The following is a 14,172-nucleotide window of genomic DNA, read 5'->3' on the forward strand; positions in this document are numbered from 1 at the left end:
TACATAAGCATATCGTTAAAGTACTTCTAATACATTTAAGATATACTTTCACTAATTTAAATAAGCGATAATATATGAATTTTGAACCATATCCATTTGAAAAACTACATAACTTGCTAGAAGACATTGTTCCAAACCCTGCCTACACACCATCTGTTTTAACTATAGGTGAGCCTCAGTTTGAAACTCCGGCATTTATACAAAACACACTTTGTGATAATGTGCATCTACTCAAAAAGTATCCTAAGACTTCTGGTGAAGCAAATCTAAGAGAAGCTCAAAGAGCTTTTATTAAAAAAAGATTTGGTGTTGAACTTAAAGATGAAGAGATTATTCCTACATTTGGAACTAGAGAAGTGCTTTTTAACTTTCCTCAGTTTTTACTTTTTGATAAAGAAAATCCGATTATGGCTTTTACAAATCCTTTTTATCAAATTTACGAGGGTGCTGCAATAGCTTCAAAAGCTAAGATGCTACTTATAAATATGGATGAGAGTAATAACTTCAAACCGACTATAGATGAAAAAGAACTTAGTAAATGTGACCTTGTAATCATCAACTTTCCAAACAATCCAACATCTTCAGTTCTTACAATTCAAGAGCTTGCCGAGTGGGTAAAACTAAGTCTAAAGTATAACTTTGTACTTTTAAACGATGAGTGCTATAGTGAGATTTATACAGATGCCAAGGTACCATCACTTTTAGAAGCTTCTAAGTATGCAGGAAATTTTAATTTTAAAAATATTTTAGTAATCAACTCTATCTCAAAACGCTCATCAGCTCCAGGACTTCGTTCAGGATTTATAGCAGGTGATGAAATAATTTTAAAAGAGTATATGAAGTACAGAACTTATATAGGTTGTGCTTCTCCTATTCCTCTTCAAAATGCAGCAGCGATTGCATGGAGAGAAGAAGTACATGTAGAAGCAGCTAGAAAGATATACAAAAAAAACTTTTCTATTGCAAAAGAGATACTAGGAACTATAATACCAGAAGCTACTTTTTACCTCTGGTTAAAAGTTGAAAATCCTTTAGAGTTTACAAAAAAACTATATGAAGAGTATAATGTAAAAGTTCTACCTGGTGAATATTTAGCAAGAGATGATTCAAATGGCGAAAACCCTGGAAAAGATTTTGTAAGAATAGCTTTAGTAGAAGACGAAGATAAAACAAGAAGTGCTTTAACTAGAATCAAGGAGTGCTTAGCATGAGCGTAGAAGATTTAAAAAACAAGGTGTTAGAGGCTCAAAAAAACTCTGATATAGCTTCACTTTATGTATTGGAGCAACAAGCGCATGATACATTTGATGAAGAGACGCTACAAGGTTTTTACGCTAATATTCTTGATTTAGCCTTGGAAAAACTTACAGATACGCTTGAAGCTCATAGAGTTATGGATATGACTGAAGTTCAAGACTTTGCAACTCTAAGAGCACTTTATGAGTACGCTATGGAGTACTACCACTCAGGAAATATCTCAGATGCAAGTGCACTGTTTGAAGTGCTAAGCGGACTTACAAAAGATGAGCAATTTTCTTCTGCACTTAAGTTTCACTGGATAGCATCTAAAGAAAATATTAATCTAGATGATTTTATGACAAAGATTGCGGATATGGATGCAACACAAAACGCTGGTACATTTTATATTAGTGTTTTCACAAAAGAGGCACAAAAAATGCTTAACAAATCCAAACAAGGAGAATCATAATGGTTCTTTTTCTCACCAAAAGCGAATTTTTAGTGACTGAATATGAGATGGCTACAATAAGTGGAGTAAGCGTATGAAAATTCATTTTATCGGAATTGGTGGCATAGGTATTTCTGGTTTAGCACAATACATGCACTACAAAGGGCATGAAGTTAGTGGTTCAGATATTTCTGATAGTATAATTACCAAAAAACTATGTGATTTAGGCATAAAAGTCACGGTTCCACAAAGTGCAGATGCTATAGACTCCCAAGATTTAGTAATTCACTCAGCAATCATTCGCCCTGACAATCCAGAAATCCTAGCTGCTAAAGAAAAAGGTATAGAAGTGCTTGCTCGTCGTGAAGCACTACTTCAAATCCTTGATACTTCAAAAGTATACTCTGTGGCAGGTGCTCATGGAAAGAGTACAACTACTGCAATTTTAACAGCTATTATGGATGGCTCTGCAATTATTGGTGCGGAATCAAAAGCATTTGGATCAAACGTAAGATATGATGAAACAAATGATGTAATGCTATTTGAAGCAGATGAGAGTGATGGAAGCTTTATAAACTCAAATCCTCACTGCGCAATAGTTATCAATGCTGAACCTGAGCATATGGAGTATTATGACTACAACTATGAACTTTTTTATGATTCATACAAAACTTTTATAAACTCAGCATCGTGTCGTGTTTTAAATGCAGAAGACCCTTTCTTAAGCACGCTAAAAGATGATGTAGAGGCTCACTGGCTATATCCAAGCACTGACATTACAAACATAGAGTTTGTACTTATAAATGATGAACCGCACACAAGATTTAATCTTAAAGATATGGGATTATTTGATGTATGGGGATTTGGTAAACATATCGCTTTAGATGCAGCATTGGCAATTTTGGCTGCAAATGAGTCTATGGACATCGAAGAGATAAGATCTAAACTTCTTACATTTAAAGGTATCAAAAAACGTTTTGATATAGTTGGCGCTGAAATAGACAGTGTTATCATTGATGATTATGGGCATCATCCTACAGAGATAAGAGCAACTTTTGAATCTGTTAAAGAGTATGCTCAGCTAAAAGGTTTTGACAAGATTACTGCAATCTGGCAACCACACAAATACTCTCGTACAATTGATAATCTTGAAGAGTTTATTAAATGTTTTGAAGGTGCTGAGGAGCTTATTATACTTCCTGTCTGGTCAGCCGGTGAAGCTCCTCGTGACATTGATTTTAAAGAAAGCTTTAAAAACTACAACCTTACAATGGCAGATAATATTCAAAGAGCTAACAACAACATAACTGTTATCAAAGATAAAGAAACACTAAAAACTTTAGACAAAGGTCTTATCATAGGTTTTGGTGCCGGAGATATAACTTACCAAATAAGAGGAACAGCTTAATGGCTTATATTGCAGGACTAGTAATTGTAGGGTTTTTCTTTTTAGCTTTACACTATTTTACAGAACTCACAAAATCTCAAAAGAGTATGATTACTGCTGTAATCTTAGTTGTAGTTTTAAGTGCAATTGCATTTAATGCATATAATAATGCTCAAACAAACAAGATGCTAAACGTTGTTATGAAGTTTAATCAGAACAAAACTTTAAAGTGTAATGGTATTGATGTTAACAGCTCTAACTACACTATTAGCATAGGAACGTATACGTTTATAGGTAAAGAAAATACTCCTAATTATGGTCAAATGATTAGTGCTTCTTCTTGTGAATAAGCGAATTTCAATATTTAACAACACTTTTTGTATTATTCAGCTATACTGTCAACAATGAAAGATGATTCTAGTTACATCTTTAGTCGACTTTGTATTGATAACTCCTTGTTAACAGTTAAATTCACCTAAAAATAGACTTTATATTAGATTTTCAACCACCTTGTTAACAGGGTGTATTAAAACACAAAGGATTTACAATGGCAGCATTAGTAAACGGCACAGTTAAATGGTTCAACAGCGAAAAAGGTTTCGGATTTATAGAGCAAGAAAATGGTGGTAAAGATGTATTCGTACATTTCCGTCAAGTTAATAGCAATGGTTACGATCGTGTTTCACTAAACGAAGGTCAAAAAGTTACTTTCGAAATTGGTGAAGGCGAAAAAGGCCCTCAAGCAGAAAACGTTACAGGTCTGTAATCTTTCTCTATTGAGCAGATTTTTTCTGCTCAATACTCTTCAAATAACTTCTTTTTAAAACCCCAACATAATATAAATTCAGCTAAGATTGCAATAACAAAGTAATTAATTAGGTATAACAAAAACATTATGTCAATAAACAAAACTTCTAAACTAGACTTACTAATAAACCAGCTCGATTTAACTGAACATATAGAGCAATTTAAAAGCTTTTTTTCACGTCAAAGTTCACTATATATAGAAGGTGACCAAGAACTGCACTATCGCTATATAAAAGCACTAGACAATGTAGAGTTCAAAGCTCCGCCAAAAGTTGCGGATTTTTACGATATAAAAGGACATCTCAAAAAAAGAGGTGTACTAAACTTTGGGCAGATGTTTGAAATAGTAAAAGTCGTTAGATATTTTCGCTACTTTAAAAATCGTGAACTTGAGGGTATTATCGGCGAGTGGATGAGTAAGTTTGAAGTTCATGAGAAGTTTCAGACAATAGAAAAATACTTTACTAGCGAAGGTAAGTTTGAAGAGAATCTTGATGAGACACTATTTGGTCTGAGTGCAAGAATAAAAGAGCACAAAAACAACATGAGTAGCTCAATGAAGAGAATGATGTCTAGCTCTAAACTTGCAGGTTACTTGGTAGATACACAGATTCATTATATAAACGATGAAGAGTGTCTTTTAGTTCGCGGTGGATTTAACCATGTACTAAAGGGTGCTGTTATTGGAAGAAGTAGCGGTGGTTTCTTTTATGTCTCACCAGATAGCATCTTAAAATCAAAAGAGCAGATACGCTACATTGAGCAAGAGAGAGAAGCTATCTTTTATACTTATGCAAAAGAATTCTCAGCGACACTCTCAGAAATTCAGCCTTTTATAGCCTATATAGACAAAGAGTTTACAAAGTTTGACAACTATCAAGCCAGAGTTTTGTTTGCCAGAAGTAAGAACCTACAACTTGTAAAATCTAAAAATGATTCTAAAATTATTTTAAATAGCTTTACACACCCTGCCCTTCATAAACCAAAACCAGTGGATGTTGACTTCAGTAAAAATATACTTATGATAACTGGTGTAAATGCCGGTGGTAAGACTATGCTTTTAAAGTCGATTTTATCGGCTGCTTTTATGGCGAAATATATTATTCCAATGTCTCTTAATGAAAACAAATCTCATATAGGAAGCTTTAAAGCTGTTCTCTCCATCATAGATGACCCTCAAAATGTAAAAAATGATATCTCTACTTTTGCTGGGCGTATGCAAGAGTTTTCTAAAATATTTGAGTACAAATCTGCTCTAGTAGGTATAGATGAGATAGAACTTGGAACAGATAGTGATGAAGCGGCAGCACTTTTTAAAGTAATACTTGATGATTTAATTAAAAGAGGTCAAAAAGTTGTTGTAACAACTCACCACAAACGTCTAGCTGCATTGATGGCTGATCGTGACGATGTAGAGCTAATGGCGGCAATCTATGATGAAGAACAAAGAGTTCCTACCTATGAGTTTATGCAAGGAATCATAGGTAAAAGTTACGCTTTTGAGACTGCAAGCAGATATGGTATCTCCAATGCAATAGTTAATGAAGCAAAGAGTGTTTACGGTGACAACAGTGAAAAACTTAGTCTTCTTATAGAGAGAGGCTCACAACTAGAGCGTGAGTTAAAACAAAAACATAAAAAAATTGATGATAGACTAGAAGAGTTAAGACTTAAAGAGTTAGATTTAAGAGAGCAAAAAGAGATTCTGATTAAAGAGATTGATGATAAAAAGAGTGAACTTAAAAAGAGTTATGCTCTTGCTATAGATGAAGCAAAAACAGCGGCAAGAGCTGGAGACACAAAAGCTATTCATAGAGCCATGAGTAAAGCAAATGAAAAACTGCCTAAAGAGATAAAAGAGACAATACCAAACAATTATGTATTTAAAATAGGTGACTTTATCAAATACAGAAACAACAAAGGTAGCATAGTATCTATAAAAGACAAAAAAGAGGCACTTATAGAAGTTGGAGGGATGAGACTTAGAGTAAAAACAAAAGATCTTAAACCTACCAAAAACATATATGTAAAACCTCAAACAAATGTCAAAGTAAATGTAGATAAAAAATCAGGTCTCAAATGTGACCTACATGGAATGAGAGCAGAGGAGGCAGAAGAAACACTAGACAAGTTTCTCTCAGATGCACTGCTAAATGGCTGGGATGAAGTCATAGTTTATCACGGTATTGGAACAGGTAAACTCTCTTATGCTGTTAAAAACTTTCTAAAAGCACATCCAAAAGTTAAAAAGTTTGAAGATGCACCACAACATTTTGGTGGATTTGGTGCAAAGATTGTTACTCTTTAAACAGTTATTATGATAATATTTTTCTTACTATTATAAAGGCTTTAAATGAAGACTCTTCTACTCCTATTACTAACATTCTCTTTTGCACTATCTGCTCAAATTGATGAATTTGCGTCTGAAGTTAATTACTCAAGAGATTACAATGCCGCCCTTAAAGATGCAAAATCACAAAACAAACTGCTTATGCTCGTTGTTGTCGGTGACTACTGTCCTTGGTGTAAAAAGTTTGAAAGAAAAACTCTAAACTCTACTTTGATTCAAAATCAAGTTAAAAAAGATTTTATTCCCATTATTATTGACAAGAGTAAAGACAAAGGTAAATATCCGCCAGAGTTCTATTCTAAACTAATTCCAACAGTTTTCTTTATAGACCCTAAAACACAAAAACATGTTTTTGAATCACTAGGTTATTCGAAGAAAGTGACATTTGCAATAGATATGGATTTAGCTTTAAAAGCTTACAAAAAAGTGAGAAAGTAATGAAGAAAATAATCTTTTTTTTATTAGTGTGTAGTTCACTATTTTCACAATCTTTTTATACCCTCGATAATGTAAAATCACTTAGTTTATATATGCCTAACAAAGCAACTTATATGGATAAAGAGCAAAAGCAAAGTTTAAAAGATAGTGTAATAAAAAGGCTTGAGGAAGCAGGTTTTGTATTTGGTAAAACAGATGCTACAACTTTTATTCTAAAGATAGAGTCAATAAATGTCGAGGATACTGAAGTAATATATATTCAGCTAGGTCTAGCAGAAGAAGTTTTAACTCCGCGTCCAGGAAAAATACACACCTTTGCTTTTACTTACTTAGCAAATGACTTTATAGATTCTGATGAACCTATTAAAGACACTCTAGAGTCTGTAGATTTTCTAATGTCTGAGTTTTTAGAAGCTTACAAAGATGATAATGAGTAGGAAAAAAGTAGCAATTATTGGCGGTGGAGCATCTGGACTTCTGTGTTGCATATTTTGTGCAAGAGAAGCTTTTGAGGTGGATGTTTTTGAACAAAACTCAAAGTGTGCTAAAAAGATTTTAGTCTCTGGAAATGGTCGTTGTAACATTACAAACAGAAGTTTAACTCCACATGACTTCTTTAGTGATAATCCATCTTTTGTTACAGATGCTCTAGAGAGCTTTGGTTTTAAAGAGTTTAGTCAGTTTGCAGCTAGTATAGGTTTACTTTTAGATGTTAAAGATGACGGTAGAGCTTATCCACTTAGTAATGAGTCAAAAAGTGTAGCCTCACTTCTTCTATCTCACGCACAAAATCTTGGTGTTAGAATCCATACAGATACAAAGATTACAGATATTAAAGAACTCATAGAGAAGTATGACTCGGTTGTTATTGCATCTGGCTCAGAGGCAGCTGAGCATCTAGGTGGAAACCGTGATGGTTATGAGGCAGCAAAAGGGTTTGGACACAACATCATTCCAACCTACCCCTCACTTGTACAGTTTCATCTAAATTCCAATATTGCGCATAAGATGAGTGGAGTAAAGACTATTGCAAATGTAACACTTCTTATCAACAACAAAAAAGATATCTCAACTAACGGTGATGTTCTTTTTACAAACTATGGAGTTTCAGGTTTTGCAATTCTTGACATCTCTCAAAGAGCAAGTATTGCTTTGATGGAGTATGCCAAAGTTGATATAGCTATAAACTTGCTTCCATCTTTCAACGCTCAAAAACTCTCCTCACATCTAAGTATCGTAGCCAAAAATATGCCTGACTTCTCAGTTTTAGATATCTTGGTGGGTCTGGTTCCACTAAAGATAGCTCAAGGAGTGCTTAAAAGCCTAGAAATACCACAAGAGACAAGTGCAAAAGAGATTCACACAAAACTAGCTAAAAAAATAGCAAATCAGATGCTCAACTGGCGTTTTGAAGTTACTGATACTCACGGTTTTCGTCATGCAGAAGTTAGTGGTGGCGGAGTAGATACGACTGAAATAAACTCAAAAACAATGGAGTCCCTAAAGCAAAGTAATCTTTACTTTTGCGGTGAAGTTTTAGATGTTTTAGGAAAACGTGGTGGCTATAATTTTGCTTTTGCATGGGCTAGTGCATATCTGTGTGCAAAAGATATAACAAAGTAATAATCTAATAAGAAATTTTTTTTAATACAAGTCTAAACATCCCATACATAACGATTTATTATAACAATGTTTTTTGAGTCATCTATATTTCGTTCACTATTAGAGTGTAAGATTGCAATAGAATATGTAAAAACTTTGGAGTAAGCAATGAAACTAAAATATTTTATATTACCAATGATACTGGCACTAAACTTGTCAGCTATTACACTTGGTGAAGTCCCTAAAAATGTCACTATAGATAATGATAATGGCGGTATGGTTGCAGATGGAGCTGCGTGGAACTCATCTAGCATAAAAGACAAAGTTATAGTTATGTTTTATATAGATCCTGATGAAAAAGATACAAATGCTCATTTTTCAAAAGCTCTAAAAGAGAAAAAGTTTGATTCTACTAAATTTGGAAGTATCGCAATCGTTAATCTTGCGGCTACTTGGAAACCAAATTTTGTCATTGAAAGCATCTTAAAAACAAAACAAAAAGAGTTTCCTAATACTATCTATGTAAAAGATAAAAATAGTGTTTTAGTTAATGAGTGGAATGTTCAAAACGATGCTTCAAATATTTTGCTATTTTCAAAAAATGGTGAACTGCTTTTTTACAAGTCAGGTGCTATGAGTGAAGAAGAGATAGACCAAACGCTAAAACTTATAGAGAAAAACTTATAGAGGAAAGCTTATGAGTGAAAAAAATCTAATCCTACTTAGTGTTAAAGACTTCTTTACAAAGCAGATGCTTAAGTATTCTCTAGCGCCATTTATACTTACTATAATAATTATGTACATTCTATTTTTTGTTGTAGCAGGCATAGGAGTTGAAAGTCTTGGTCAGATGCAAGTCCAAAGCACAGAGACTACTATTCAAAACGGTATTCCACATACTGAGAGTGTAAGCACAATGCTTGAAGGTACTGCTATCATACAGTTTCTAATGAGTTATGCTGTTACTTCTTGGATAGCTACATTTCTCATCTACGCTATTGGCAGTTTTATGGTTCTATATGCTTCCATATTTATAGCAATTTTAGTCATAGGATTTCTTACACCATTTGTTTTAAAAGAACTTCAACGCAGGCACTATAAAGATGTTGAAATGATTGGATATTCAAATATTATCTCAGGACTTTTACTTGTAATTAAGTGGCTCTTTATCATGATTATTCTCTTTATACTGCTAATCCCATTTTACTTTATACCGCTAATAAACATCATCGCCTTCAATCTTCCTCTATACTACTTTTTTCATAAGATGATAACGTTTGATATCTCTTCAAATATCTGTACAAAAGAGGAAAACAAAAAGATACACTATTTCTCTGCAAACAGTATTAGACTAAAAACTTTAGCTCTTTATCTTATTTCATTAGTACCATTTGCTATCTTCTTTGGGGCTATATATTATGTGATTTATCTGGGACATACATACTTTTTAGAAGTTAGAAAACTTCGTCTTGAGAATAATGACAACTAAAAATATATCTTCTATTTTAATATCTGCAATTCTTGTGATTATTATAGGATATATGGCTTCTCAGACATATATCTTCTCCATGAAATATGATAAAGAGTTGTTATTAACAGCGCAAACCAACAAGATAGAAAATAAAATTGATTACTACATTCAAACTACAAACACTTCAATACAAGACTATATTTCTGAGTATATAAACGGTGACACTAAAGAGATAAAAACGCAAGAGTCATCAAAAACAAACAAAGAAAAAACACAGCTCTATACAATACTTTATTTTGTAGCTTTGGGCATCTTGCTACTTACATACTTTTTTTCTTCAAAAGAAATTTTTCTTATCTCAATTTTAAGTGTCGCTCTTATTTCCTGGTTGGTTGGAATTTTAGCACCTATTATGACAATTGAGATTTTTAAAGATTTACCAGTTTTTGGCTTCACTATATTTAAGTATGAATCAAAAGGCATTTGGACTACTGTTGAAAAATTATGGAGTCTACAAAATTATCTTTTGTCTGTAATAATTGCACTATTTAGTATCGCAATACCACTCATCAAAACAATATCTTTATTTTTTAGCGCTTTAACGAAGGTGAATATTAAATATATAGATTTTATTGGAAAGTGGTCAATGGCTGATGTTTTTATAGTGTCGTTATTATTAACAAACCTCTCGATAAGTGCAGATGAATTTACAGACGCCAAAGTTCAAGTAGCTATTTACTTCTTTTGTACCTACGTTATTTTGTCTATCATATCATCTTTTATCATTAAAAAAGAGATTGAAAAGTAAAGACTTATTCTTCTTCTTTATCCAACTCTTTTTGAATCAAAGCTCTATAGGCTTCATCTTTAGGAACAAGTCCAGCTTCATACAGGAACTGTGATGGCATAAAGTTTATCTTTTTTATCTTGTCATATTTTGCAAAACTAAGATACAAAATATCTTTTGCACGAGTTACTGATACATAAAAGAGTCGTCTCTCTTCATCGAGTGAGCCACCTCTTTGCATCAGCTTTCTATTTGGAAATCTTCCATCCATCAAATCTATTATATAAACCTCTTTATACTCCAAACCTTTAGATGCATGGACACTTAACAGGTTTACACCCTCTCCCTGAGTTAGGTCTGATGAGCCTAAAATCATAGCATTTAAAAATCTCTCATGTTCAGAGTAAGGCTTTGACAACTCTTCTAAGAGCACCATCTTTCTTGTTATTCTAATGAGAGACTCTGTCTTTTGCTTCTCGTCTATAGAGCCGTCTTTTAACTGTGCTCTTTTGTTTGATAAAAGTTCAGCTATATATTTAAAAACTGCAGATGCTGCTATCTTTTTAACAACCGTTCTTGGCTGCTTTACACCCTTTAAATCACGAAATAGCAGATAAAAATCATGTAAAAAAGTTGCACTGTCTTTTGTAAGTTTTGGATGCTTTAATATTGGGTTTTTCATAAACTTGGCCTCAAAACCAAGCTTTGCAAATTTTCCAACAGCACCAAGTTCCAAAAAGTCATCAAACAAGCCTAACTGATGATTTAGCTTTCTCTTCTCAAACGGATTTTTTATGGACTCATCAGGCGCGTAAAGACCATAAAAGATACTTCCATGACCTAGAGTTTTAAGAGCTATATATATCTCTTTTGCCATCGCACTTCCTATGCCGCGTGCAAACTCAAAAAGGTGGATAAAAGCCATCATGTCAGACTCGTTTACAAGCAGTGTGTAAAAATCTAAAACTGCCTTAACTTCTCTAGAGTCAAAAAAGCTGGTTCCGCCCTTTCTTTTACAAGGAATGTCAAGTTCACGAAGCCCTACTTCGATGCCATCAGCAGATGAGTTATTTCTAAAGATAACCGCTATCTCTTCATGTGGAGTTTGCGTATCTCTAATCTTTGCAGCAATTGCATGATACTGATCAAAGAGCTCATCATAGGCTAAGAGTGTTGGTGCTTTGGCTTCTTGAACTCTTGTAACTTCTAACTGTTTTGGGTAGATGCGTTCATTATGTTCTATAACCTTTGTAGCTAATGACAAAATAGGTACGGTTGAACGGTAGTTTTTGGTAAGTGTGTGAACTGTAGCGTCTGCATACTTTGTAGAAAAAGAGCCTATTATTGATATGTCAGCTCCATTAAAAGCGTAGATGCTTTGGTCATAATCTCCAACACAGAACAGAGATGGTGGGTTCATCGCTTCTATGAGTGTGCCTTGAAGAGCATTTGTATCTTGATACTCATCCACAAGTACTTCTTTGTAGCCTAACTCTTTTGTTTTACAAATATCTCTAAAGTTAAGAAGTAAATCATTAAAGTTTACAAAACCATACTCTTTTTTCAGGTTTTCAAACTCTTCTACAATATCTGCATATATCAAAGCAAATAGCTCATGTTCAGGATAAGTCTCAATTATCCAATCTTCAAAGTGAAGTTCAAGTTCCGTATTTTGATAAAAAGAGTACAGATCATAAAGATAGTTTCCACCATATGGAGTTATTTCAGCCCCAATATGCTCAAATGAGCGTTTTTCAAAAACACTTCTAAAGAGAGTTTTGAGTTCTCTTTGCTGTTTTAAAACTACTTTTTTATCAAGTTTTTTTAGCCATCTATAACTTACTGCATGGAAAGTTCCGGCATCTATTTTAGCTGCCACATCTTTACCAAAAAACTCAGCTACACGCTCAACCATCTCCGCGGCCGCTTTGTTTGTAAAAGTAAGGAGTAAGATTTCTTGCGGTTTTACACCATTTCCTAAGAGATGGGCAATACGACCAACTATGGTAGAAGTTTTTCCGGTTCCAGCAGATGCAATGATTAGATTTTGTGCGTCATTTGAAGTTGCTGCTACATATTGTTCTTGATTTAGACGAGATAATGGCAAATATAAACCCCTGCACAAAATTTTAAGAGTGTGATTATACTCACAAAAGCTTTGCTAGGTTTTATCTCTTGAAATTATATTAGCTAAATATAAAAAGATAATTATTTTTATATGTTATAATAATAAATCAAAGTATTAGAACTAAGGTAATAAGTCATGACTGCCACTAAAGATGCTCTCAAAATAATATCAAACGAAACAAAAAACTCAATAAACCAACTCTCTATTGTTACGCCTAGTATATATGCATCAATTTTTACAAAATTTGCCAATAATCACAACTTAGATATAGAAGATGAAAAAGAATTAGCTAAAGAGCTTATGGTTATGGAGTGCTCAAACTTAACAGATTTACAAACTCAAGCTTCAAAAAATGCAATACAACTTAGCGAAAACACCTCTAGAGCAATAACTGCAATAAAAGAAAAAGACGAAAAACTACTCAATGTAGTACTAAAAGAGACTGAAGAACTTCGTCGTGAAGTAGAAAAACTAAAAGAGTCTGTTTATAAAGATGAACTTACTAATGTGCAAAACAGAAAATGGCTAAATGACCTCTTTTTGGAAGATGACTCTCAAACCCTTAAAGAAGAAGGAACTCTTGCTATCATCGATTTGAACTACTTTAAACTTGTAAATGATACTTTTGGTCATGTTATTGGCGATAAAGTACTTATTTATATAGCAAATCAACTACGAAAAACAAAATGCAGTGTAGTAAGATATGGTGGTGATGAATTTATAATTATGTTCTCAAAAAGTATTTCTTCAGCAAAAGCTATAACAAGTTTGAATACTATTAGAGAAGATGTAATTTCTAAGAAGTTAAAAGTCAAAAAAGACTCTTTCCGTGTTAGTTTTTCATTTGGAGTTAGTGAGTACAAAGCTGGTCAAACCTTGTCAGAAGTTATAGAGAATGCTGATAAAAACATGTATGAAGATAAAATTGAGATAAAAAAAAGAGTGACAGGAATCTAAGCTTTTTTAAAAAGGGAATTTAGGTGTATAAAAATGGAAATAAGAGACTATTTTTAAAAACAGGTCTCTCACAGATAGATGTGGCTAAAACCATAGTTGAAAAACTTGAACCATCAATAGAATATTTAACTTACAATATACGGCGATACAATGCTCCTGTTACTTTGGTTATGTTTTATTCAGAAGAAGATATTTCTGATAAATTAAAAAGTAATGTAAGATTAACTGACGTAATAATTAGCATCAAAATTGGTGATTCTTATTTTAATTCTGTATTTTTAATATTTACTGAGGAAGAAGACGCTTACGCATTTGTTAAAAATGTAGAATATAGTAAATTGGGAAATGTTGATAACTTTTACTATTATGAGACCTTACAGTCAAAAGTATATAATTATTATAACTTTATAAATACTTATCTATTTGAAATAGACGAAAAAAAGAAAAACAACGATTTATCATAATTATTTTTTTTACGTCATATTCAATGCATATGTTTTATAAGCAATCTCTCACTTCTTTTAAGATATAATCGCGAAATTTTAAGCACTCTTACAA

General features: G+C 33.1%; 15 protein-coding genes. 14 read left to right on the top strand and 1 reads right to left on the bottom strand.

What is annotated here, in order from left to right; translation table 11 throughout:
• Nucleotides 1–74 precede the first annotated feature (74 nt).
• The 12 genes from ACLHDE_RS10335 (at nucleotide 75) to ACLHDE_RS10390 (ending at nucleotide 10,550) form a co-directional block, all read left to right on the top strand.
• Nucleotides 75–1,211: a succinyldiaminopimelate transaminase gene (locus ACLHDE_RS10335; RefSeq protein ID WP_415396339.1), complete on the top strand. Its 1,137-nt coding sequence runs from the start codon at nucleotides 75–77 to the stop codon at nucleotides 1,209–1,211.
• Nucleotides 1,208–1,708, top strand: coding sequence for a hypothetical protein (locus ACLHDE_RS10340; RefSeq protein WP_415396340.1), 501 nt, complete (start codon nucleotides 1,208–1,210; stop codon nucleotides 1,706–1,708). Before ACLHDE_RS10335 ends, ACLHDE_RS10340 begins: the two co-directional genes overlap by 4 nt.
• A gap of 73 nt (nucleotides 1,709–1,781) precedes the next feature.
• Nucleotides 1,782–3,095 carry a UDP-N-acetylmuramate--L-alanine ligase gene (gene murC, locus ACLHDE_RS10345; RefSeq protein WP_415396341.1) on the top strand — a complete coding sequence of 438 codons (1,314 nt, stop codon included), beginning with the start codon at nucleotides 1,782–1,784 and terminating at the stop codon, nucleotides 3,093–3,095.
• Nucleotides 3,095–3,424 (top strand): hypothetical protein, encoded by a 330-nt coding sequence (locus ACLHDE_RS10350; RefSeq protein ID WP_415396342.1) that lies wholly within the window; start codon nucleotides 3,095–3,097, stop codon nucleotides 3,422–3,424. The genes murC and ACLHDE_RS10350 overlap by 1 nt, the downstream gene beginning before the upstream one ends.
• Before the next feature lie 197 nt (nucleotides 3,425–3,621).
• Nucleotides 3,622–3,840, top strand: coding sequence for a cold-shock protein (locus ACLHDE_RS10355; RefSeq protein WP_294963258.1), 219 nt, complete (start codon nucleotides 3,622–3,624; stop codon nucleotides 3,838–3,840).
• 129 nt (nucleotides 3,841–3,969) lie between these two features.
• Nucleotides 3,970–6,189, top strand: a complete 2,220-nt coding sequence (locus tag ACLHDE_RS10360) for an endonuclease MutS2 (protein WP_415396343.1) — start codon at nucleotides 3,970–3,972, stop codon at nucleotides 6,187–6,189.
• A 45-nt stretch (nucleotides 6,190–6,234) separates the two neighbouring features.
• Nucleotides 6,235–6,669 carry a thioredoxin family protein gene (locus ACLHDE_RS10365; protein WP_415396344.1) on the top strand — a complete coding sequence of 145 codons (435 nt, stop codon included), beginning with the start codon at nucleotides 6,235–6,237 and terminating at the stop codon, nucleotides 6,667–6,669.
• A 92-nt stretch (nucleotides 6,670–6,761) separates the two neighbouring features.
• Nucleotides 6,762–7,106: a hypothetical protein gene (locus ACLHDE_RS10370; RefSeq protein WP_415396345.1), complete on the top strand. Its 345-nt coding sequence runs from the start codon at nucleotides 6,762–6,764 to the stop codon at nucleotides 7,104–7,106.
• Nucleotides 7,099–8,292, top strand: a complete 1,194-nt coding sequence (locus ACLHDE_RS10375) for an NAD(P)/FAD-dependent oxidoreductase (RefSeq protein WP_415396346.1) — start codon at nucleotides 7,099–7,101, stop codon at nucleotides 8,290–8,292. Before ACLHDE_RS10370 ends, ACLHDE_RS10375 begins: the two co-directional genes overlap by 8 nt.
• Before the next feature lie 147 nt (nucleotides 8,293–8,439).
• Nucleotides 8,440–8,958, top strand: a complete 519-nt coding sequence (locus ACLHDE_RS10380) for a YtfJ family protein (protein WP_415396347.1) — start codon at nucleotides 8,440–8,442, stop codon at nucleotides 8,956–8,958.
• Nucleotides 8,959–8,968: 10 nt separating this feature from the next.
• Nucleotides 8,969–9,760 carry an EI24 domain-containing protein gene (locus ACLHDE_RS10385; protein ID WP_415396348.1) on the top strand — a complete coding sequence of 264 codons (792 nt, stop codon included), beginning with the start codon at nucleotides 8,969–8,971 and terminating at the stop codon, nucleotides 9,758–9,760.
• Nucleotides 9,750–10,550, top strand: coding sequence for a paraquat-inducible protein A (locus ACLHDE_RS10390; protein ID WP_415398538.1), 801 nt, complete (start codon nucleotides 9,750–9,752; stop codon nucleotides 10,548–10,550). Before ACLHDE_RS10385 ends, ACLHDE_RS10390 begins: the two co-directional genes overlap by 11 nt.
• 4 nt (nucleotides 10,551–10,554) lie before the next feature.
• Here ACLHDE_RS10390 and ACLHDE_RS10395 read toward each other — a convergent pair whose 3' ends face one another.
• On the bottom strand, nucleotides 10,555–12,636 hold the full coding sequence (locus ACLHDE_RS10395; RefSeq protein WP_415396349.1) for an ATP-dependent helicase: 2,082 nt from the start codon (nucleotides 12,634–12,636) through the stop codon (nucleotides 10,555–10,557).
• Nucleotides 12,637–12,792: 156 nt separating this feature from the next.
• Here ACLHDE_RS10395 and ACLHDE_RS10400 point away from each other — a divergent pair, with 156 nt between their 5' ends.
• Together ACLHDE_RS10400 and ACLHDE_RS10405 are read left to right on the top strand one after the other, a co-directional pair.
• The gene (locus ACLHDE_RS10400; protein ID WP_415396350.1) at nucleotides 12,793–13,614 is read left to right on the top strand and encodes a GGDEF domain-containing protein; all 822 of its coding nucleotides are present in this window, start codon (nucleotides 12,793–12,795) and stop codon (nucleotides 13,612–13,614) included.
• A 23-nt stretch (nucleotides 13,615–13,637) separates the two neighbouring features.
• Nucleotides 13,638–14,078 carry a hypothetical protein gene (locus tag ACLHDE_RS10405; protein WP_415396351.1) on the top strand — a complete coding sequence of 147 codons (441 nt, stop codon included), beginning with the start codon at nucleotides 13,638–13,640 and terminating at the stop codon, nucleotides 14,076–14,078.
• The last annotated feature ends 94 nt before the right edge of the window (nucleotides 14,079–14,172 follow it).

It is taken from the genome of Sulfurimonas iocasae (assembly GCF_047716755.1).
GTDB lineage: Bacteria > Campylobacterota > Campylobacteria > Campylobacterales > Sulfurimonadaceae > Sulfurimonas.

What these genes read in the sequence shown, in the direction of transcription:
- ACLHDE_RS10355 (WP_294963258.1), top strand. Translation starts at nt 3,622, where the DNA reads ATGGCAGCATTAGTAAACGGCACAGTTAAATGGTTCAACAGCGAAAAA.
- ACLHDE_RS10335 (WP_415396339.1), top strand. Translation starts at nt 75, where the DNA reads ATGAATTTTGAACCATATCCATTTGAAAAACTACATAACTTGCTAGAA.
- ACLHDE_RS10365 (WP_415396344.1), top strand. Translation starts at nt 6,235, where the DNA reads ATGAAGACTCTTCTACTCCTATTACTAACATTCTCTTTTGCACTATCT.
- ACLHDE_RS10360 (WP_415396343.1), top strand. Translation starts at nt 3,970, where the DNA reads ATGTCAATAAACAAAACTTCTAAACTAGACTTACTAATAAACCAGCTC.
- ACLHDE_RS10340 (WP_415396340.1), top strand. Translation starts at nt 1,208, where the DNA reads ATGAGCGTAGAAGATTTAAAAAACAAGGTGTTAGAGGCTCAAAAAAAC.
- ACLHDE_RS10350 (WP_415396342.1), top strand. Translation starts at nt 3,095, where the DNA reads ATGGCTTATATTGCAGGACTAGTAATTGTAGGGTTTTTCTTTTTAGCT.
- ACLHDE_RS10370 (WP_415396345.1), top strand. Translation starts at nt 6,762, where the DNA reads ATGCCTAACAAAGCAACTTATATGGATAAAGAGCAAAAGCAAAGTTTA.
- ACLHDE_RS10385 (WP_415396348.1), top strand. Translation starts at nt 8,969, where the DNA reads ATGAGTGAAAAAAATCTAATCCTACTTAGTGTTAAAGACTTCTTTACA.
- ACLHDE_RS10380 (WP_415396347.1), top strand. Translation starts at nt 8,440, where the DNA reads ATGAAACTAAAATATTTTATATTACCAATGATACTGGCACTAAACTTG.
- ACLHDE_RS10390 (WP_415398538.1), top strand. Translation starts at nt 9,750, where the DNA reads ATGACAACTAAAAATATATCTTCTATTTTAATATCTGCAATTCTTGTG.
- murC (WP_415396341.1), top strand. Translation starts at nt 1,782, where the DNA reads ATGAAAATTCATTTTATCGGAATTGGTGGCATAGGTATTTCTGGTTTA.
- ACLHDE_RS10375 (WP_415396346.1), top strand. Translation starts at nt 7,099, where the DNA reads ATGAGTAGGAAAAAAGTAGCAATTATTGGCGGTGGAGCATCTGGACTT.
- ACLHDE_RS10400 (WP_415396350.1), top strand. Translation starts at nt 12,793, where the DNA reads ATGACTGCCACTAAAGATGCTCTCAAAATAATATCAAACGAAACAAAA.